The sequence below is a fragment of the Bradyrhizobium sp. SZCCHNS2022 genome, assembly GCF_032377575.1.
In the GTDB taxonomy this organism is placed as follows: Bacteria; Pseudomonadota; Alphaproteobacteria; order Rhizobiales; family Xanthobacteraceae; genus Bradyrhizobium; species Bradyrhizobium aeschynomenes.
The window spans coordinates 2,202,421-2,220,771 of sequence record NZ_JAUHHZ010000001.1; the positions used below are offsets into that span (position 1 = coordinate 2,202,421).

Sequence of the window (18,351 nt, forward strand, 5' to 3'; positions counted from 1 at the left end):
GAACAAGACTTTTCGGCTCGAACGGCGACAAATGCTGCAGTGATCGCTTCGCTGGATCGTTAGGGGATCTCCTGATGCGCTTTCTCACCATCACCTTGTCGCTGCTCTGCATGGCGCTGACGGCCGGGGCCGCCAAGGCGGACCGCCGCGTCGCCTTCGTCGTCGGCAACGGCGCCTACAAGAGCGTGGCTCAATTGCCAAACCCGCCGGTCGACGCCAAGGCCATGGCGGCCACCCTGCGCAATGTCGGCTTCGACGTCGTCGAAGGCACCAACCTCACACGCGACAGGATGACCGAGAAGCTGCTCGACTTCGGTCGCAAGGCGCAGGGCGCCGACATTGCGGTGTTCTATTACGCCGGCCACGGTATCGCGATCGCCGGCACCAACTATCTGCTGCCGGTCGATGCCGACCTGAAATCGGAGATGGACGTCAAGCTCGGCTCGGCGATCAACATCGACGTGACGCTCGACCAGACCATGGGCGATGCCAAGGTCAAGCTGGTGTTCCTCGACGCCTGCCGTGACAATCCGTTCGCAGCCAAGATCAAGTCGAACTCACCGACGCGCAGCGTGTCGGTGCAGACGGGTCTCGCCGAGATGAAATCGGGCGAAGGCACGCTGATCGCGTTCGCGACGGGGCCCGGCCAGACGGCGCTCGACGGCGACGCCGGCGGCAACAGCCCGTTCACGCGCGCGCTGATCTCGCACATCGCTCAGCCCGGCGTCGAGATCCAGCAGGCCATGACCTCGGTACGCGCGCAGGTCAACGAGGAGACCAGCAAGGGCCAGCTGCCCTGGGGCCACACCAACCTGATCGGCGCGGTCTATCTCAATCCGGCCGCAGCACCTGCTGCGACGGCCGCCACGGCCGGAACCACGCCGGTTGCTGCCGCAGCGAGCCCGACCGCTGCCGAGGCCGAGCTCGAGTTCTGGCGCTCGGTGAAGGACTCCAACAAGCCCGAGGAGCTCAACGCCTACCTCTCGACCTATCCGAACGGACAGTTCAAATCGCTGGCGATGGCGCGTATCGCCTCGATCGAGAGCGGCGCCATCAACACCGCGACCCGCAACGTCGCCAAGGGCGTGGACCCCGCGACCTTCACCGAGGAAGGCACCCAGGTCAGCGAGGATCAGATCGGCCTCGACAAGACCAAGCGTCGCGACGTGCAGCGCCGCCTGACCGGTCTCGGCTTCGATACCAAGATGACCGGCGTGTTCGACGACGAGACCCGTGGCGTGATGAAGCGCTGGCAGGCCGCGCGCGGCTACCCCTCGACCGGCTTCCTGACCAAGCTGCAGCACAAGGCTTTGCTCGCCGAGCCGCAGCCGGCGCCCGCGACTGCCGCGGTCGGTGACGAGGCCAAGCCCCGCCGCGCCAAGCCGGCCGGCAATGTTGCCGCCGGTGGCCCGCCGCCCCAGGGTGCGCCGGTCTATCGCAACCCGCCGCCGCAGGATAACGCGGGCAACGCTGCCGGCGCCGCCTTCATCGGCGGCATGATGGGCGGCGTGCTCGGCAGTGCCCTGCGCCGGTAAGCTGCAGCATCCCTGACATGCGCGAGCCCGTGCCGTGATCGGCACGGGCTTTTTGCTGTCTCGTGGGCGCGACCACCTGCGCTGCAACCATCGATTTGGCTTGGGCAAATCACGGCTTTTTGGTGTAGACATGACGGCGGATTTCAGTCGTCCATCATGCTTTGGCCTGGGGGATTTCAGATGCGGGGGATCAGCCTCATTGCGGCGGGGGTGTTGTCGCTCGTCGTGTCAGCGCTCGGCGTCGACGCCGCCCGGGCCGACCGGCGCGTCGCCTTCGTGGTCGGCAACGGCGCGTACAAAAACGTGGCCCAGCTGCCCAATCCGCCGGTCGATGCCAAGGCCATGGCGGTCACCTTGCGCAATGTCGGCTTCGACGTCGTCGAGGGCACCAATCTGAATCGCGAGCAGATGACCGAGAAGCTGCTCGAGTTCGGCCGCCGCAGCCAGGGCGCCGACGTCGCCCTGTTCTACTATGCCGGCCATGGCATCGCGATCTCCGGCACAAACTACCTGCTACCCGTCGATGCCGACATCAAGTCCGAGATGGACGCCAAGCTGGGCGCCGCGATCAATGTCGACGTCACGCTCGACCAGACGCTCGGCGATGCCAAGGTCAAGCTGGTATTCCTCGATGCCTGCCGCGACAACCCGTTCGCGGCCAAGATCAGATCGGCTGCATCCACGCGCAGCGTCTCGGTGCAGACCGGCCTTGCCGAGATGAAATCCGGCGAAGGCACCCTGATCGCGTTCGCCACCGGTCCGGGCCAGACCGCGCTCGACGGCGAGGCCGGCACCAACAGCCCGTTCACCCGCGCCCTGATCGCACACATCACCCAGCCGGGCCTCGAGATCCAGCAGGCGATGACCCAGGTCCGCGCCCAGGTGAACGAGGAGACCGCCAAGGGCCAGCTGCCCTGGGGCCATACCAACCTGATCGGCGCCGTCTATCTCAATCCCGCGGCCGGCAATGTCGCTGCGGCGGGCACCGTCCCGGCGGCCGTCGCCACCCAGCCGGCGAACGACGTCGAGCTCGAATTCTGGCGTTCGGTGAAGGACACCAACAAGACAGAGGAGCTCAAGGCCTATCTGACCAACTATCCGAACGGTCAGTTCAGGTCGCTGGCGCTGGCGCGGGTGGCCTCGCTGGAGAATGCTCCCTCCTCGACCACAACGCGCAACCTGACCACCGGCATCGACCCCGCCACGTTCACCGAGCAGGGCACGCAGGTCACCGAGGATCAGATCGGGCTCGACAAGGGCCTGCGCCGCGACGTGCAGCGCCGCCTCACGGGTCTCGGCTTCGATACCAAGGCCACCGGCAAGTTCGACGAGCCGACGCGCGCCGTGCTCAAGCGCTGGCAGGCCGCGCGCGGCTATCCGTCGAGCGGCTATCTCACGAAGCTGCAGCACAAGGCCCTGCTCGCCGAGATCGTCCCGGCCGCTGCAACGGCCAGCGCGACTGATGAAGAACGTCCGGCGCGCCGGGCCCAGCGCAGCAGCGGCGGTGGCGGCGGCTATCACCGCAGCGGCGGCCCGGATGCCGGCGCGGCCTTCATCGGCGGCGTGATGGGCGGCATGCTCGGCGGCGCGTTCCGGCGCTGAGCGGCCCGGCCCCGACGATCAGCAAGACAGTCGCTGCCGAGAGAGCGCTGCCGAGACAGCGCGCCCGTAGCGATGTCCCGCGCGGCCCCCGAAGCGGCAGAGACACGGTCCGCCGCTTCCTCGCTTCAATCTCGCTCAGAGCCCCGCGGCCTTGCGCAAGGCAGCGTTCATTCGCTCCTGCCAACCCGGCCCTTCGGACTGAAAGTGCTCGAGCACGTCCTGGTCGATCCGCAACGTCACCTGCTCGCGGACGCCGGGGACCGCCGCCTTCTTCGGCGGCGCCTCCACCGGCTTGGTGGTCACCTTCTTGAAGGCGGCCTCGGCCTCGGTGCGGGCGTCGGCCAGGGTCCGGGGACGCCGCGGCTGGTCAGCCATGATCAGATTCCCTCGAACAGCGCCGTGGACAAATAGCGCTCGGAGAACGACGGCACGATGGCCAGGATCGTCTTGCCGGCGTTCTCCGGCCGCTTGCCGAGCTCGATCGCCGCCGCGATCGCAGCGCCCGAGGAGATGCCGCCGGGGATGCCCTCGTTGCGCGCCAGCGCCCGCGAGGTCTCGATCGCGGTCGTGCTGTTGATCTTGACGATCTCGTCGATGACCGAGCGGTCGAGAATATCGGGCACGAAGCCCGCGCCGATGCCCTGGATCTTGTGCGGCGAGTGCTGCCCGCCCGACAGCACCGGGCTCTCCTCCGGCTCCACCGCAACCACCTTGAGACCAGGCTTGCGTGATTTCAGCACCTGACCGACGCCTGTGATCGTGCCGCCGGTGCCGACGCCGGCGACGAACACGTCGATATTGCCGGCGGTGTCGTTCCAGATCTCCTCTGCCGTGGTGCGGCGATGGATGTCGGGATTGGCGAGGTTCTTGAACTGCTGAGGCATCACGGAGTTCGGTGTGGTTCGCAACAGCTCCTCGGCGGTCGCGATCGCGCCCTTCATGCCCTGCGCCGCCGGCGTCAGCACGATCTCCGCGCCGAGGAAGGCGAGCATCTTGCGCCGTTCGACGGACATCGACTCCGGCATCACCAGCTTCAGCTTGTAGCCGCGCGCCGCCGCCACGAAGGCCAGCGCAATGCCGGTATTGCCGGAGGTCGGCTCGATCAGCACGGTATCCGGCTTCAGCACCCCGGCCTGCTCCATCGCCAGGATCATGCCCACGCCGATGCGATCCTTCACGCTCGCCGCAGGATTGAAATATTCCAGCTTGGCGAGGATGGTCGCCTTCACGCCGTGCTGCTCCGGCAGCTTTCGCAGTCGCACAATCGGCGTATTGCCGAACGCCTCGACAATTGAATCAAATACGCGTCCGCGTCCGGGACGCTGTGTTGCAGCTGACGACTCCATCAAATCACTCCTTTGCGCGCTTCCGGCGCGACGTTGACAATGGTCCTCGCCATCTTCAGCGAGCCTATTGCGCTGCGCAAGCACGTTTACGCGATCGCAAGATGACCGCGGCGCACAACAAGTCGTCGCTAAATTGCGAAAAACCAACGCATTTGTGTTGCGACAAGGTCAACAAACCCAGTGTATCTTCGGACGGAGATTCACGGTTCGGCGTCGATCGCGGCCGAGCGGGCATCAGCAAAATGTCATCTTCGGAATGATACAAGCAGGATGTTCCCAGCGATCGGCATCGCCGCCGCAGAATGAACCACGTAAGAACAGCCCACATAAGAACAGACCACCCAGACAAACTCTTTGTGTGACGGACTCGATATCCGCGAAAGTTGGACTCGTCGGAAATAGACTCGTTCGAAATTGCACAGTTCGAAATTGACGTCGTTCAAACAGAGATCACCAACAAAGAGATCGCCCAGGAGGTCCCTATGTCAGCACTCGCTGATCTCATGTCGACCGCATCCCCCCGTCCGGATCCGCGCGGCTGTGATCTACCGACCTGTCCGGTTTGCGCGGACTCCATGATAGCTGCGGAGGCATCGGCGTATCTGGCCGACAATGCGATCAGCTATCTCTGGACCTGCGACACCTGCGGCTACGGCTTCGTCACCAAGCATTCCGTCAAGAGCCGCTTCGTCTGCAACTGAACGGCATCGCGGCCGAAGCGTTCCATGGTGTGACGCCGCAGCCGTCACGCCATGATGTATCCCCGAGGCGGTCTGCCAGGTCCATCCAGCCATCTGATGCCAAGAGGTGCACTGAGCGGGCCCTGTGAGGGAGCCGTCAGCCGGCGCGTGCGGGAATGTCGCCGCGCGCCCAATCCGCCTTGGTGCGCTCATAGAATTCCGTGAAGCGCCGCGATGCGATCGCCTCGCGCATCCCGGCCATCAGCTGCTGGAAATAGGCGATGTTGATCTCCGACAGCAGCGTCGCGCCGAGCGCCTCACCGGCCTTGATGAGGTGATGCAGATAAGCGCGCGCGTAGCTGCGCGCCGGCGGCCAGGGACTCTCCTCGTCGAGCGGCCTGGCATCGTCGGCGTGGCGCGCGTTGCGGAGGTTTACCGGACCGAAACGGGTGTAGGCAACGCCATGGCGACCGTTGCGGGTCGGTAGCACGCAGTCGAACATGTCGATGCCGCGCTTCACCGACTCCAGGAGATCATCGGGCGTCCCGACGCCCATCAGATAACGTGGCCGGTCGCCGGGCAGCACCGGCACGGTGGCCTCGATCATCTCCAGCATGACGGCCTGCGGCTCGCCCACCGCAAGGCCGCCGATCGCATAGCCATGAAAGCCGATCGCGGCGAGCGCCTCCGCGCTGGCAACCCGCAAAGCCGGCACGTCGCCGCCCTGCACGATGCCGAACAGCATGTAGCCGGCGGGCGCGCTCTCGAACGCCCGGCGGCAGCGCTCGGCCCAGCGCAGCGACAGCCGCATCGCGCGCTCGATGTCGTCAGGCTCGGCCGGCAGCCGCACGCATTCGTCGAGCTGCATCGCGATGTCGGAGTTGAGCAGCCGCTGCACCTCGATGGCGCGCTCCGGCGACAGCTCGATCTTGGCGCCGTCGATATGCGAGCGGAACGTCACGGCCTGCTCGGTCACCTTGCGCAGGCCCGACAGCGACATCACCTGGAAGCCGCCGGAATCCGTCAGCATCGGCCCACCCCAGCCGGTGAAGCGCTGCAGGCCGCCAAGGGCGGCGATGCGCTCCGCGGTAGGCCGCAACATCAGGTGGTAGGTGTTGCCGAGCACGATGTCGGCGCCGGCCTCGCGGACGTCGCGCCAGTGGATGCCCTTCATGGCGCCGGCAGTGCCGACCGGCATGAAGGCCGGGGTGCGCACCACGCCATGCGGGGTCGTCAGCCGGCCGGTACGGGCCACGCCGTCATTGCCGAGCAGTTCGAAATGGTTGGGAAGGTCGCTAGCCGAGGAGCTCATGGCCGGCTTATTGCGTCAGGATGGGCGACGTTTCAACCGCGATCGGCCGTATTTGACGCTTAACGGCCGTTGACGGCGGTTCCGCGCGCCCCTATGGTCCCGCGCCATGACGACCTCGACCAAACGCACGACGAAAACCACCAAGCCCCAGGGGGACTCGGGAGGCGTGCGCGCGTAATCGACCTCGATCGCGACCATCTTCGAACCGAAGCCCCGCCTGATGAAGGTCCGGGGCTTTTTTTATGCCCAAATTTCAACCGGAGACTTCGAGACGTGCCCCAAGATTCCCGCCAAGATCCCACCATTGCCATCGTCGGCGTCACCGGCGCGGTCGGCGCCGAGTTCATCGCCACCCTGGACCGCCGAAACGTCCGCGTCGGCAGACTGAAGGCGCTCGCGAGCGCCCGCTCGGCCGGCCAGACCCTGACCTTCCGCGGCCAGACGATCGTGATCGAGGAGCTCAATGAGCGCTCGTTCGAGGGCGTCGACGTCGCGCTGTTCTCGGCGGGCAGCGGCATCTCCAGGAAGTTCGCCCCGATTGCGGTGCGCTCCGGCGCCGTTGTCGTCGACAATTCCTCGGCGTTCCGCATGGACCCGAACGTGCCTCTCGTAATCCCCGAGATCAACGCTCGCCGCATCCGCGACCACAAGGGCATCATCGCCAATCCGAACTGCGCGGCGATCACCGCCCTGGTGCCGCTGTGGCCGATCCACCAGCAGAACCGCATCAAGCGCATGATCATCTCGACCTACCAGGCCGCCAGCGGCGCCGGTGCGGCGGCGATGGACGAGCTGGTGCAGTCGACCCGCGCGAGCCTCAACGGCCAGGTCTATGCGCCCAAGGTGATGCCGCATCCCTTCGCCTTCAACCTATTCAGCCACAACACTGCCATCGATCCCGACACCGGCTACAATGACGAAGAGACCAAGGTCATCAACGAGACCCGCAAGATCTTCGAGGACGAAGGCATCGCCATCGGCGTCACCTGTGTCCGCGTGCCGGTGCTGCGCGCGCATTGCGAAGCCATCACCTTCGAGTGCGAGAAGCCGATCACGGAAGACGAAGTGCGCCGTATCCTCGCGACCGCGCCGGGCGTGCGCACGGTCGACGATCGCGCCAAGAACTACTTCCCGATGCCGGTCGATGCCTCCGGCCAGGACGACGTTCTGGTGGGGCGCATCAGGAAGGACCTGTCGGATCCGTCCGGCCATTCGATCGCGATGTTCGTCGCCGCCGACCAGCTGCTCAAGGGCGCCGCGCTGAACGCGGTGCAGATCGCCGAGCTGCTGCCGGAGCGCGCGATGGCGTAAGGCGGCACGCGCTCGCGACACCGCAAGCTGCCATCACCCGCGAAAGCGGGTGATCCAGTACCCACCGGGCACCTGTGATCAGCCGATCCGCCACGGCGTACTGGATTCCCCGCCTTCGCGGGGAATGGCGGCGGGGTGTGCCGTGACAGGTCGGCTCTTACGCGCATCGATGCGCCTCTCTCCCCACGTCATTCCGGGGCGCGCGCAGCGCGAGCCCGGAATCCATAGCCACAGCTGATCATTGGACGCGAGATCGATGTGGCGCCAATCTTCAAGACAACACACGCTCATGGGTATGGATTCCGGGCTCATCGCTGCGCGATGCCCCGGAATGACGGGCCGATGGATGCTACGGCTCGACGATCCGCTCGTCCGGTTGCCGGAACAACAAACACGCATCGCCATACGAATAGAACCGGTAGCCGCTGCTGATCGCGTGCGCATACGCCGCCTGCATCGTCTCCAGGCCGGCGAAGGCCGAGACCAGCATGAACAGGGTCGAGCGCGGCAGATGGAAGTTGGTCATCAGGATGTCGACCGCGCGGAAGCGATAGCCGGGCGTGATGAAGATCGAGGTCTCCTGCTCGAACGGCGCGATGGTGCCGTCGGGCTGCGCTGCGCTCTCGAGGAGCCGCAGCGACGTGGTGCCGACGGCGACGATGCGGCCGCCTTGGGCGCGCGCTTCGTTCAGCGCGTGAGCCGTCTCGGCCGTAAGACTCCCCCACTCCGCATGCATGCGGTGGCCTTCGGTGTCCTCGACCTTCACCGGAAGAAACGTGCCGGCCCCGACATGCAGCGTCACGCGCTGCAGCCCGACCCCGCGCTCGCGTAGCCGTTCCTCCAAGGCCGGCGTGAAATGCAGCCCGGCCGTGGGCGCAGCCACGGCGCCCTCCCTCGCCGCGAACATGGTCTGATAGTCGGCGGCGTCCTGCTCATCGGCGGGCCGCTTGCCGGCGATGTAGGGCGGCAGCGGCGGCCGGCCGAGATCGGCGATCGCCTGATCGAGCGCCGGGCCATGGAACACGAAGGCCAGCGTCACCTCGCCCTCCTCGCCCTTGGCCTCGACGAGGGCGTCGAGATGGCCGAGCAGGCAGACCTTGCCCTCGTTGCCGAAGCGGACCGTATCGCCCGGCGCGAGCTTCTTGGCCGGCCGCACCAGCGCCTGCCAGCGCGAGCCGTCGAGCCGTTTGATCAAGGTGGCCTCGATCTTGGCCTCTGTCTCGCGGCTGATGCGGCGGCCGGAAAGCTGGGCCGCGATCACCTTGGTGTCGTTGACGACGAGCTGATCGCCGGGCTCGAGCCAGTCCGGCAGATCGCCGACGGTGCGGTCGCGCAGCACGCCGTCGCCCTGCACCACCAGCATGCGCGCGGATTCGCGCGGGTTCGCCGGGCGGAGCGCGATGTTCTCGGGGGGGAGATGGAAATCGAACAGGTCGGTGCGCATCGTCGTTCTGGAACGACCATCGGCCCCTCATCCTGAGGAGCGTGCGTAGCACGCGTCTCGAAGGATGAGGCCCGACTGTGGCCTCATGGTTCGAGACGCGTGCTGCGCACGCTCCTCACCATGAGGGTTGAGCGCCGTAGCCGGCGCTGCACATGGGACCATGAACACGCCGAGAGGCGGGTTCATGGAGAGCGTCTCGAAGTTTACGCCGCGTCGGCGGCCATGTAGGCCTTCACGATCTTGTCGGGATTCTGCACCGGCTCGCCGCGCTTGATCTTGTCGACGTTCTCCATGCCGTCGGTGACCTTGCCCCAGACCGTGTACTGCTTGTCCAGGAAGCGGGCGTCGTCGAAGCAGATGAAGAACTGGCTGTCGCCGGAATCCGGGTTGGCGGCGCGGGCCATCGAGGCGGTGCCGCGGACGTGCGGCTCGGCGTTGAACTCGGCCTTCAGCTTCTTGCCGGAGCCGCCGGTGCCGGTGCCCTGCGGACAGCCGGTCTGCGCCATGAAGCCGTCGATCACGCGGTGGAAGACGATGCCGTCATAGAAGCCCTCGCGGACGAGCTCCTTGATGCGCGCGACATGGCCGGGGGCGAGATCGGGACGCATCTCGATGGTGACGGGGCCCTGGGTGGTCTCGAGGATCAAGGTATTTTCGGTCACAGCCATGCTGGTCTCTCGGTTCTGGTTGGAATTGATGAGGGGCAGGACAACGGACAGTTCGGGGTCTGAAATGTCGCGGCGCCTTCTCATGTGCGGCCGCCACCCCTCCTGACGGCCCTCCGAGCACAACGGGGCCCGGGCGATGCGGGTCCAGATTAGACCCAACGCGTTTAAAGCTGAAGCCGCCCGTCCTGTCGATGCAACGGGCGATGCGTGGCAAAGGGTTCCTTAAGGCCTTGGGAACCCGGACGTGAGTCCGGGTGACCCCGCCCTCCGAGCTTACTTGATATCGGAGGCGACCTGGACCTTGACCATCTTGTCCGGGTCGGTCACTGCGCCGCCTGCCGAGCCCGGAGGCGCCTTCTTGAGCTTGTCGACCACGTCCATGCCCTGCACGACCTCACCGATCACGGTGTACTGGCCGTTGAGGAAGGACGCGTCGCCGAAGCAGATGAAGAACTGCGAGTTGGCGGAATCGACGCTGTCGCCGCGGCGCGCCATGCCGACGGTGCCGCGCTTGAACGGCGTCTGAGAAAACTCCTGCTTCAGGTTCGGATATTTTGAGCCGCCGGTGCCGTTGAAGTTCTGGCCGTCGCCGGTCTGCGCCATGAAGCCGTCCATGACGCGGTGGAACGGCACGTTGTTGTAAAAGCCTTCGCGCGCCAGCGTCTTCAGCCGTTCGGCGTGCTGCGGCGCCAGGTCCGTGCGCAGCTTGATGACGATGCGGCCCTTGGTGGTGTCGATGACCAGCGCATTCTGCTTGTCGAGGCCGGCGGGAAGCGATTGCGCCAGCGCGGGCAGCGCGAACACGAGAGCAAAGACGAAGGCGAGAGCGCGGATCATGGCAACTCCGAAGTCAGGATGAGAGGAAACGCTCGAGAAGGCGGTCCGGCGCCGGGAGCTGCCGGACGCCGGGACGTCAGGCAAACTTGGCTTTCAGGGGAGCCACCACCGATAGCGGGACGAAATGCGAAATCTCGCCCCCCATCGCAGCGATCTGCCGCACGAGGCTCGCGGTAATCGGGCGGACCGGCACGGAGGCCGGCACGAACACCGTCTGGATTGCCGGTGCCATGGTCTGGTTCATGCCCGCCAATTGCATCTCGTAGTCGAGATCGGTGCCGTCGCGCAGGCCGCGGATCATCATGATCGCACCGGCCTTCGCAGCGGCCGTGACCGTCAAATTGTCATAGGTCGAAGCATCGAAGGCGCAGCCGGCGGCGGCCGCGATCGGGCCGAACACCTCATGGGCCATCGCCAGCCGCTCCTCGGTCGAAAACAGCGGCTTCTTGCCGTGATGCACGCCGACCGCGACGATGAGCTTGTCGCAGAGGTGAACGGCCTGCCGGACCACGTCGAGATGGCCGTTGGTGACGGGATCGAACGAGCCCGGATAGAGCGCAATGCGTTGCATGCGTCCGTCCTATACCGGCCGGAACAGGCCGGCAAGCCGCCCTCGCCTGCCCTGGCGCGGCTGTGATGGGCTCGGGCCGGCGCCACAGGGCCGCTCCCGCGACGAAAGGCGACCGGAACCACCGGACCGCTGCCGCGATTGTTTCGTCGGAACATCGGCCACGAAACACGTCCGCGACGCGACGAAACCAATTGGTCGCCCCGGCGAAAGCGTCTCGAAACCGGAAATGGTTATCAAATCCTTAACGAACGACGGGCCGAACGGCCCAACCACAGGGGACCGTCATGATCAAAGCGCTTTCTGCCGTTGCAGCGGCCGGCTTCGTGGCTGCCGCCCTCACCGTCCTGCCCGGCCTCGCTCCGGAAGTGAACGCCAGCGTGCCGCAGCCGCTGGCCAAGGGTGATCGCCTGGACTTCCGCCCGATCGGCCGCGACTGCTCGCAGCAGGCCTGGCCGAATTTCGAAGCCGCCTGCCTGCGCGGCGCCGGAACGAAGACCACGATCCGGGAGGCCCGCATCGTCGGGGTCGATCGGACGCAATGAAAGATAGCGAGTAGGTGAGATCCGATTCGTCTCACTTCGCTACTCCCTATTCGCCATTCGCCCCTTCGGCGCCATTCCCGCCATTGCCATTCTCCGTCTCCTCACCGATGTGCTCGACAGAGACGACGTGCTCGTCATCGGCGGTGTTGAACACGATGACGCCCTGAGTGGAGCGGCCGGCAATGCGGATGCCGTCGACCGGACAACGGATCAACTGGCCCTTGTCGGTCACGAGCATGATCTGGTCGCCATCCTCGACCGGGAATGACGCGACCAGCTTGCCGTTTCGGTTGTTGACCGACATCGCGACGATGCCTTTGCCGCCGCGGCCGGTGGTGCGGTACTCGTAGGATGAGGTGCGCTTGCCGTAGCCGTTGACGGACACGGTCAGCACCACCTGCTCCTGCGCCGACATCTCGACGTAGCGCTCCTGCGACAGCTGGATGGAGCCCGCGGCCGCCTCCTCGCTTTCGCTCTCGACCGGCTCCTCGGCCGTCGTCTCGCCTGCCATGGCGCGGCGCATCTTCAAATACGCCGTGCGCTCGTCCGAAGTGGTCTCGACATGGCGCAGGATCGACAGCGAGATCACCTTGTCGGCCTCCGCCAGCGCGATGCCGCGCACGCCCATCGAGGTGCGTCCGGTAAAGACCCGCACATCGGTCACGGGGAAGCGGATGCACTGGCCGCCGGAGGCCGTGAGCAGCACGTCGTCGCGCTCGGTGCAGATCTGCACGTTGACGATCTCCTCGCCTTCGTCGAGCTTCATCGCGATGATGCCGGAGCGCCTGACATCGACGAAGTCCGACAGCTTGTTGCGCCGGACGTTGCCGCCCGTGGTGGCGAACATCACGTCGAGATTGGCCCAGGAGGATTCATCCTCCGGCAGCGGCATGATGGTGGTGATGCGCTCGCCCTGCTCCAGCGGCAGGATGTTGATCAGCGCCTTGCCGCGCGCGTTGGGAGCTGCCATCGGCAGCCGCCAGACCTTCTCCTTGTAGACCTGGCCGCGCGACGAGAAGAACAGCACCGGCGTGTGCGTGGAGGCCACGAACAGCCGGCTGACGAAATCCTCCTCACGGGTCTGCATGCCCGAGCGGCCCTTGCCGCCGCGGCGCTGCGCCCGATAGGCCGACAGCGGCACGCGCTTGGTGTAGCCGGCGTGAGACACGGTCACGACCATGTCCTCGCGCTGGATCAGGTCCTCGTCCTCGACTTCGCCTTCCTGCTCGGCGATCAGGGTCCGGCGGGGCGTGCCGAACTCGGCCTTGATGGCGGTCAGCTCGTCCTTGATGATTCCCTGCACCCGCGCCCGCGAGCGCAGGATGTCGAGGTAGTCGTTGATCTCGATCTTGAGCTTGTCGAGCTCGTCGGAGATCTCCTCGCGGCCGAGCGCGGTCAGCCGCTGCAGCCGCAGGTCGAGAATCGCCTTGGCCTGCTCGAACGACAGCCGGATGGTGCCGTCCTCGGAAAGACGATGGCGCGGATCGTCGATCAGCGTGATGATGGCCTCGACGTCGCGTGCCGGCCAGTCGCGCGACATCAGCGCCTCGCGCGCGGTCGCGGGATCAGGCGAGGTCCTGATCACCCGGATGACCTCGTCGATATTGGCCACGGCCACCGCGAGGCCGACCAGGATGTGGGCGCGGTCACGCGCCTTGTTCAGCAGATACTTGGTCCTGCGCGTGACGACACGCTCGCGGAACGCGACGAAGATCGTCAGCAGGTCCTTCAAGTTCATCGTCTGCGGGCGGCCGCCGTCCAGTGCCAGCATGTTGGCCGCGAAGCTCGTCTGCAGCGGCGTGAACTTGTAGAGCTGGTTGAGCACGACGTCCGGCACCGCGTCGCGCTTCAGCTCGACGACGACGCGGTAGCCCTCGCGGTCGCTCTCGTCGCGCAGGTCGGCGACGCCTTCGATCTTCTTCTCGCGCACCAGCTCGGCGATGCGCTCGACCATGGTGGCCTTGTTCACTTGGTAGGGAATCTCGGAGATGATGATCGCCTCGCGATCCCGGCGGATCGTGTCGATCGTCACCTTGCCGCGCATCATGATCGAGCCGCGGCCGAGATGATAGGCCGAGCGGATGCCGGCGCGGCCCAGGATGATGCCGCCGGTGGGAAAGTCCGGCCCCGGGATGATGTTGATGAGATCATCGATCGTGAGCGCAGGATTGTCGATCAGCGCGATGCAGGCATCGATCACCTCGCCGAGATTGTGCGGCGGGATGTTGGTGGCCATGCCGACCGCGATGCCGCCGGCGCCGTTGACGAGCAGGTTCGGGAACTTGGCCGGAAGAACCGACGGCTCCTTGTCCGAATTGTCGTAGTTCGGCTGGAAGTCGACGGTGTCCTTGTCGATGTCGTCGAGCAGCGGGATCGCGGACTTGGCGAGCTTCGCCTCGGTGTATCGATACGCGGCCGGCGGATCGCCGTCGACCGAGCCGAAATTGCCCTGGCCGTCGATCAACGGCACGCGCATCGAGAAGTCCTGCGCCATGCGCACCATGGCGTCGTAGATCGACTGGTCGCCATGCGGATGGTATTTACCGATGACGTCACCGACCACGCGCGCGGACTTGACGTACTTCTTGTCGGGCGTGTGCCCCTGCTCGTACATCGAGTACAGGATGCGGCGGTGCACCGGCTTCAGGCCGTCACGCGCATCGGGAAGCGCTCGCGACACGATCACGCTCATCGCGTAATCGAGATAGGAGCGCTTCATCTCGTCGAGGATGGAAACGGGACGAATGTCGGAAGGTCCGCCCGGCTCGCCGGGCTTCTCATCTTCTTTATCGGACAAAGGGGATACCGGTCGGTTTTGACACGCGAAAATCGCTTGGAATCATATAGCGCATGGCGACCTCGCAGGCCACCCCCAAGCGGGTCAGGAGCGCGCTTTTTCTGCTCGCCTTTCCAGTCACTTAACCGAACGGCACAGCCGCTAGGCGCACGCGGCGGCAGCCCTGTTGCTAGACCCCGAAGACCACCCTGTGCATGATCCGTCCCGGCAGCAGCGTGAACAGTCCGGCAATCACCAGCGCGCCGGAAAACAGCATGATCATGGCCCGGCGATGCGCCGCCACCCGATGGCGGTGTGCGGCCCATATCGCGAGCGGCAGCATGGCCAGCGTGTAGAGCGACAGCAGGTGGATCGGGCTGAATGGACCGACCAGCCGGATGGTGTGAATCCAGAACGAGCTGACCGCCACCGCGGCCATGAGGGCAACCCAGATCCAGCCGATCGTTCGATGCGGCACGGTGCCCTTCGGCGCGGCGAACTGAACCACTCCCAGCGCGAATGCCGTCATCGCCGCAAAGGCATGCAGAACGACGGCAGGCTCGGCGGCGAGCAACGGTGCGAAGCTCATGATCACCCCCCGTGGTCAGCGGGCCGGGCGTCGCGAAGGGCTCGCTGACGTCGATGTCTATCGCGCCAGCAAGCACTGCTCTTCGCTGCGACCTGCCGTTTCACGCCTCCCGCACGACGACCAGCGAGGCATCGGCCTCACGTGATCGCGTGCAGGGCTCAAGCCGCTCCGGCTGCCGTTCCAGACAGGACGGAAGCCGTCTCATATAGGCAGAGAATTCGCGCGCCTCAGAACGGAATGTCGTCGTCCATGTCGCTGTTGCTGCGTCCGCCACCACCGGCCGAGGCGACCGCGCGGCGCGGCGGCGCCATCGACGGTCCGCTGCTGCCGAAATCGCCGCCTCCCATGTCGTCGGAGAAGCTGCCGCCGCCCCCGCCGCCACGGCCATCGAGCATGGTCAGCGTCGAGTTGAAACCCTGCAGCACCACCTCGGTCGAATACTTCTCGACGCCGCTCTGGTCGGTCCATTTCCGGGTCTGCAATGCACCCTCGATGTACACCTTGGCGCCCTTCTTGAGATACTGCTCGGCGACCTTGCACAGACCTTCATTGAAGATCACCACGCGGTGCCACTCAGTCTTCTCCTTGCGCTCGCCCGTCCCCTTGTCGCGCCACGTTTCGGAGGTCGCGATGCTCAGATTGGCGATCGGCCGACCATCCTGCGTGCGCCGGATCTCCGGGTCCTTCCCGAGATTGCCGACCAGAATCACCTTGTTCACGCTACCCGCCATCACACTCTCCCGCGGTTTTCAGATCACCGGACCGGTCGTCTCCACCGGCCTGTCGGCACAAGGTGGCTAACCCTTCCTCTCGCGCCGGACCCTATACGGTTGCCGCGCCAGCCACCTGCTTTCTCGCTGCTTATCCACATATAGCACTCCGGGTGCGATTGTTCCAGTTTTGTTCGCGATACTGTGCACACAACCAGACAGCGAGTTCCATGGAACTCGAGGGAACCCAAGGGAACCAGAAGTTCCCGAAATGGAACCCGCTAAAAGTTCCCTCAATCACGAAAAAGCGATTAACTTTCATTAAGTTAGCTCGCCTCATATCCTCCGCGCCTGTGGCTTTTGGGAGACGGTATCCAGGGTTGAATCGCGTATATTTTCGGATGGATTGAGGCCGCCAAGGCGGTCGCGCCACCTCACAGAAGTGCGCCTCCGGGGACGAATGTCGGGGCGCCCAACGCGGGAGACTTGGGATGAATGTTGGGATGAAAAGAATTTTTCTTGGAGCTGTCAGCTTGATGGTTTTGGGGGCGCTGACGCCGGCGGGAGCCGCCGATCTCGCCGCCCGCCCGTACACGAAGGCCCCGGTGATGGCGCCGGCTCCGCTTCCGACCTGGGCCGGCTTCTACCTCGGTCTGCAGGGCGGCGGCGGCTGGGGCCGCAGCGATGAGACCTTCTTCGGCGCGCCGAATACGGCGATCTTCGCCGGCACGCAGCGTTACGACATCACCGGCGGCTTCGCCGGCGGCGTGATCGGCTACAATTGGCAGGTCGATAACATCGTGTTCGGTCTCGAAGGTGACTACCACTGGGCGGACATCGACGGCCGCTCGGCCGTGATCAACGCCGGCGTCGGTGACACCTACTTCACCAAGCTGCGCGGCTTCGGCGACATCAAGGGCCGGCTCGGCTGGGCGGCCGGTCCTGCGCTGTTCTTCGTCAGCGGCGGTGCCGCCGTCGGCGATCTGCAGCATCGCTACGATGGCGTTCCCGGCAACTCGTTCGTGACCAACGACTGGCGTTGGGGTTGGACGATCGGCGCCGGTGCCGAGTACATGTTCGCTCAGAACTGGTCGGCCAAGGTCGAGTACAACTACCTCGACTTCGGCAAGAGCTCGATCCAGTACTCGCCGGTTGCGACCAACCGCTCGGAGTGGAACGACACCATCCACACCGTCAAGGCTGGCGTCTCCTACCACTTCGGTGGCCCGAGCGTGTCCCGCTACTGATTGCACGCGAACCGCGAATATGTCGAAAGGCCGGCCTCGTGCCGGCCTTTTTTTGCGTGCCGAAACCGGCACTTGCTGGGCCGCTGTGTCGTTTGGGTGACGGCTTTTTACCACGGAAGGGTCTATCAAGACGGCGCGGGTGGGCGTTGGTGAGAGCGTGCGTGCGGGCGTCGGACTTGGTTTGGGGAATGCGATGAGAAGGCTGTTGCTGGGGGCGACAACTTCGCTGGCGCTGGGGATTGCGCCGGCCATCGCTGCCGATTTGCCCGCGCGCACCTTCACCAAGGCGCCCGCGATGATCACGACGATCTATGATTGGAGCGGCTTTTATCTCGGCCTGAACGCCGGTGGCGGCTCGGCACGCACCTGCTGGACCAACAATGTGGCGTTCGGCGGCGTCGCAGCGACCAATGCCGAAGGCTGCCATGATGCGGCCGGTGCACTGGCCGGCGGCCAGATCGGATATCGCTGGCAGACCGGCAGCTGGGTGTTCGGCGTCGAAGGCCAGGGCAACTGGGCCAACCTCAAGGGCAGCAACACCAGCCAGCTGGCTCCGGCCGTGACCAACCAGACCAAAGTCAATGGCGTCGGCCTGCTCACTGGCCAGATCGGCTATGCCTGGAACAACGTGCTCTGGTACGTGAAGGGCGGCGCCGCGGTCGCAAACGAAAAGTACAACGGTCTCACGACCGCGACGGGAGCGACATTCGACCAATCGAGCGCCACGAGGTGGGGCGCCACGGTGGGCACCGGTGTCGAAGTCGGCTTTGGCAAGAACTGGTCGGTCGGCGCCGAGTATGAGCACATCTTCATGGGCAATAAGGCCCTGAACTTCTCAGGCGTTCCCGCCGGTGCGGCGACCCGGACCGATACGGTCGGCCAGGACGTCGACATGGCCACGGTCCGCGTCAACTACCGCTGGGGCGGCCCGGTCGTCTCCAAGCACTGACCTCCGATCGCCGATCTCGTCCTCTCTTCCAGAATCGTTGCTCGGGAGCGCGCATTTCCTTTGGCGCACAGGTGTGGCCTTCGGCGCGAGGCTCGGAGGCCGGCGACACGCGAACAGGCATGACTTCCTGCCTCCATGGATTGGTCGGCGCCGCGTGATTTACATCTGCTTAAGCACGATCGACACATCTCGCCCTGCCCGGCCCGCCGGTCTCAGTTTTTAGAAATCAGTC

The 18,351-nt window shown here is 65.5% G+C and carries 17 protein-coding genes; 7 read left to right on the forward strand and 10 right to left on the reverse strand.

The genetic code is table 11. The features are described from left to right. Positions 1-74: 74 nt before the first annotated feature. Together QXZ94_RS09745 and QXZ94_RS09750 are read left to right on the forward strand one after the other, a co-directional pair. Positions 75-1,535, forward strand: coding sequence for a caspase family protein (locus QXZ94_RS09745; RefSeq protein ID WP_172182977.1), 1,461 nt, complete (start codon positions 75-77; stop codon positions 1,533-1,535). 180 nt (positions 1,536-1,715) lie between these two features. Then, positions 1,716-3,137 (forward strand): caspase family protein, encoded by a 1,422-nt coding sequence (locus QXZ94_RS09750; RefSeq protein ID WP_315720233.1) that lies wholly within the window; start codon positions 1,716-1,718, stop codon positions 3,135-3,137. Positions 3,138-3,272: 135 nt separating this feature from the next. Here the strand turns inward: QXZ94_RS09750 and QXZ94_RS09755 are convergent, their stop codons facing one another. Then, entirely contained in the window at positions 3,273-3,512 is a 240-nt protein-coding gene (locus QXZ94_RS09755) for a BrnA antitoxin family protein (RefSeq protein ID WP_172108669.1), read from the reverse strand. Positions 3,513-3,514: 2 nt separating this feature from the next. Then, positions 3,515-4,483 carry a cysteine synthase A gene (gene cysK, locus QXZ94_RS09760; protein ID WP_315720234.1) on the reverse strand — a complete coding sequence of 323 codons (969 nt, stop codon included), beginning with the start codon at positions 4,481-4,483 and terminating at the stop codon, positions 3,515-3,517. 482 nt (positions 4,484-4,965) lie between these two features. Here cysK and QXZ94_RS09765 point away from each other — a divergent pair, with 482 nt between their 5' ends. After that, complete coding sequence (locus QXZ94_RS09765; RefSeq protein WP_008962685.1) at positions 4,966-5,184, forward strand: hypothetical protein; 219 nt, start codon at positions 4,966-4,968, stop codon at positions 5,182-5,184. Between the two features lie 136 nt (positions 5,185-5,320). On the opposite strand, the gene tgt is transcribed toward QXZ94_RS09765, so the two are convergent. Further along, on the reverse strand, positions 5,321-6,475 hold the full coding sequence (gene tgt, locus QXZ94_RS09770; RefSeq protein ID WP_315720235.1) for a tRNA guanosine(34) transglycosylase Tgt: 1,155 nt from the start codon (positions 6,473-6,475) through the stop codon (positions 5,321-5,323). A gap of 273 nt (positions 6,476-6,748) precedes the next feature. On the opposite strand from tgt, the gene QXZ94_RS09775 reads away from it, so the two are divergent. Then, positions 6,749-7,786: an aspartate-semialdehyde dehydrogenase gene (locus tag QXZ94_RS09775; protein ID WP_315720236.1), complete on the forward strand. Its 1,038-nt coding sequence runs from the start codon at positions 6,749-6,751 to the stop codon at positions 7,784-7,786. Positions 7,787-8,135: 349 nt separating this feature from the next. Here QXZ94_RS09775 and queA read toward each other — a convergent pair whose 3' ends face one another. The 4 genes from queA to coaD form a co-directional block, all read right to left on the reverse strand. After that, positions 8,136-9,230, reverse strand: coding sequence for a tRNA preQ1(34) S-adenosylmethionine ribosyltransferase-isomerase QueA (gene queA / locus QXZ94_RS09780; RefSeq protein WP_315720237.1), 1,095 nt, complete (start codon positions 9,228-9,230; stop codon positions 8,136-8,138). 203 nt (positions 9,231-9,433) lie between these two features. Then, on the reverse strand, positions 9,434-9,898 hold the full coding sequence (locus tag QXZ94_RS09785; RefSeq protein ID WP_172108659.1) for a peptidylprolyl isomerase: 465 nt from the start codon (positions 9,896-9,898) through the stop codon (positions 9,434-9,436). Between the two features lie 273 nt (positions 9,899-10,171). Beyond that, a complete protein-coding gene (locus tag QXZ94_RS09790; RefSeq protein WP_172182996.1) occupies positions 10,172-10,735 on the reverse strand; it encodes a peptidylprolyl isomerase in 564 nt (187 codons plus the stop codon). A 76-nt stretch (positions 10,736-10,811) separates the two neighbouring features. Then, the gene (coaD, locus tag QXZ94_RS09795; protein WP_315720238.1) at positions 10,812-11,306 is read right to left on the reverse strand and encodes a pantetheine-phosphate adenylyltransferase; all 495 of its coding nucleotides are present in this window, start codon (positions 11,304-11,306) and stop codon (positions 10,812-10,814) included. Positions 11,307-11,590: 284 nt separating this feature from the next. Between coaD and QXZ94_RS09800 the strand changes: the two genes are divergently transcribed. Then, the gene (locus QXZ94_RS09800; protein WP_315720239.1) at positions 11,591-11,848 is read left to right on the forward strand and encodes a hypothetical protein; all 258 of its coding nucleotides are present in this window, start codon (positions 11,591-11,593) and stop codon (positions 11,846-11,848) included. Positions 11,849-11,894: 46 nt separating this feature from the next. On the opposite strand, the gene gyrA is transcribed toward QXZ94_RS09800, so the two are convergent. The 3 genes from gyrA to QXZ94_RS09815 all read right to left on the reverse strand — a co-directional run bounded on the left by gyrA (position 11,895) and on the right by QXZ94_RS09815 (position 15,944). Then, on the reverse strand, positions 11,895-14,645 hold the full coding sequence (gene gyrA / locus QXZ94_RS09805) for a DNA gyrase subunit A (RefSeq protein WP_315720240.1): 2,751 nt from the start codon (positions 14,643-14,645) through the stop codon (positions 11,895-11,897). Positions 14,646-14,814: 169 nt separating this feature from the next. Next, positions 14,815-15,213, reverse strand: a complete 399-nt coding sequence (locus QXZ94_RS09810; protein WP_315726182.1) for a DUF2306 domain-containing protein — start codon at positions 15,211-15,213, stop codon at positions 14,815-14,817. Between the two features lie 227 nt (positions 15,214-15,440). Beyond that, entirely contained in the window at positions 15,441-15,944 is a 504-nt protein-coding gene (locus QXZ94_RS09815; RefSeq protein ID WP_172133154.1) for a single-stranded DNA-binding protein, read from the reverse strand. Positions 15,945-16,426: 482 nt separating this feature from the next. On the opposite strand from QXZ94_RS09815, the gene QXZ94_RS09820 reads away from it, so the two are divergent. Next, positions 16,427-17,170: an outer membrane protein gene (locus tag QXZ94_RS09820; protein WP_315720241.1), complete on the forward strand. Its 744-nt coding sequence runs from the start codon at positions 16,427-16,429 to the stop codon at positions 17,168-17,170. Positions 17,171-17,363: 193 nt separating this feature from the next. Next, complete coding sequence (locus QXZ94_RS09825) at positions 17,364-18,119, forward strand: outer membrane protein (protein WP_172108645.1); 756 nt, start codon at positions 17,364-17,366, stop codon at positions 18,117-18,119. Positions 18,120-18,351: the final 232 nt, after the last annotated feature.

What these genes read in the sequence shown, in the direction of transcription:
- QXZ94_RS09745 (WP_172182977.1), top strand. Translation starts at nt 75, where the DNA reads ATGCGCTTTCTCACCATCACCTTGTCGCTGCTCTGCATGGCGCTGACG.
- QXZ94_RS09750 (WP_315720233.1), top strand. Translation starts at nt 1,716, where the DNA reads ATGCGGGGGATCAGCCTCATTGCGGCGGGGGTGTTGTCGCTCGTCGTG.
- QXZ94_RS09755 (WP_172108669.1), bottom strand. Translation starts at nt 3,512, where the DNA reads ATGGCTGACCAGCCGCGGCGTCCCCGGACCCTGGCCGACGCCCGCACC.
- cysK (WP_315720234.1), bottom strand. Translation starts at nt 4,483, where the DNA reads ATGGAGTCGTCAGCTGCAACACAGCGTCCCGGACGCGGACGCGTATTT.
- QXZ94_RS09765 (WP_008962685.1), top strand. Translation starts at nt 4,966, where the DNA reads ATGTCAGCACTCGCTGATCTCATGTCGACCGCATCCCCCCGTCCGGAT.
- tgt (WP_315720235.1), bottom strand. Translation starts at nt 6,475, where the DNA reads ATGAGCTCCTCGGCTAGCGACCTTCCCAACCATTTCGAACTGCTCGGC.
- queA (WP_315720237.1), bottom strand. Translation starts at nt 9,230, where the DNA reads ATGCGCACCGACCTGTTCGATTTCCATCTCCCCCCCGAGAACATCGCG.
- QXZ94_RS09785 (WP_172108659.1), bottom strand. Translation starts at nt 9,898, where the DNA reads ATGGCTGTGACCGAAAATACCTTGATCCTCGAGACCACCCAGGGCCCC.
- QXZ94_RS09790 (WP_172182996.1), bottom strand. Translation starts at nt 10,735, where the DNA reads ATGATCCGCGCTCTCGCCTTCGTCTTTGCTCTCGTGTTCGCGCTGCCC.
- coaD (WP_315720238.1), bottom strand. Translation starts at nt 11,306, where the DNA reads ATGCAACGCATTGCGCTCTATCCGGGCTCGTTCGATCCCGTCACCAAC.
- QXZ94_RS09800 (WP_315720239.1), top strand. Translation starts at nt 11,591, where the DNA reads ATGATCAAAGCGCTTTCTGCCGTTGCAGCGGCCGGCTTCGTGGCTGCC.
- QXZ94_RS09810 (WP_315726182.1), bottom strand. Translation starts at nt 15,213, where the DNA reads ATGAGCTTCGCACCGTTGCTCGCCGCCGAGCCTGCCGTCGTTCTGCAT.
- QXZ94_RS09815 (WP_172133154.1), bottom strand. Translation starts at nt 15,944, where the DNA reads ATGGCGGGTAGCGTGAACAAGGTGATTCTGGTCGGCAATCTCGGGAAG.
- QXZ94_RS09820 (WP_315720241.1), top strand. Translation starts at nt 16,427, where the DNA reads ATGAAAAGAATTTTTCTTGGAGCTGTCAGCTTGATGGTTTTGGGGGCG.
- QXZ94_RS09825 (WP_172108645.1), top strand. Translation starts at nt 17,364, where the DNA reads ATGAGAAGGCTGTTGCTGGGGGCGACAACTTCGCTGGCGCTGGGGATT.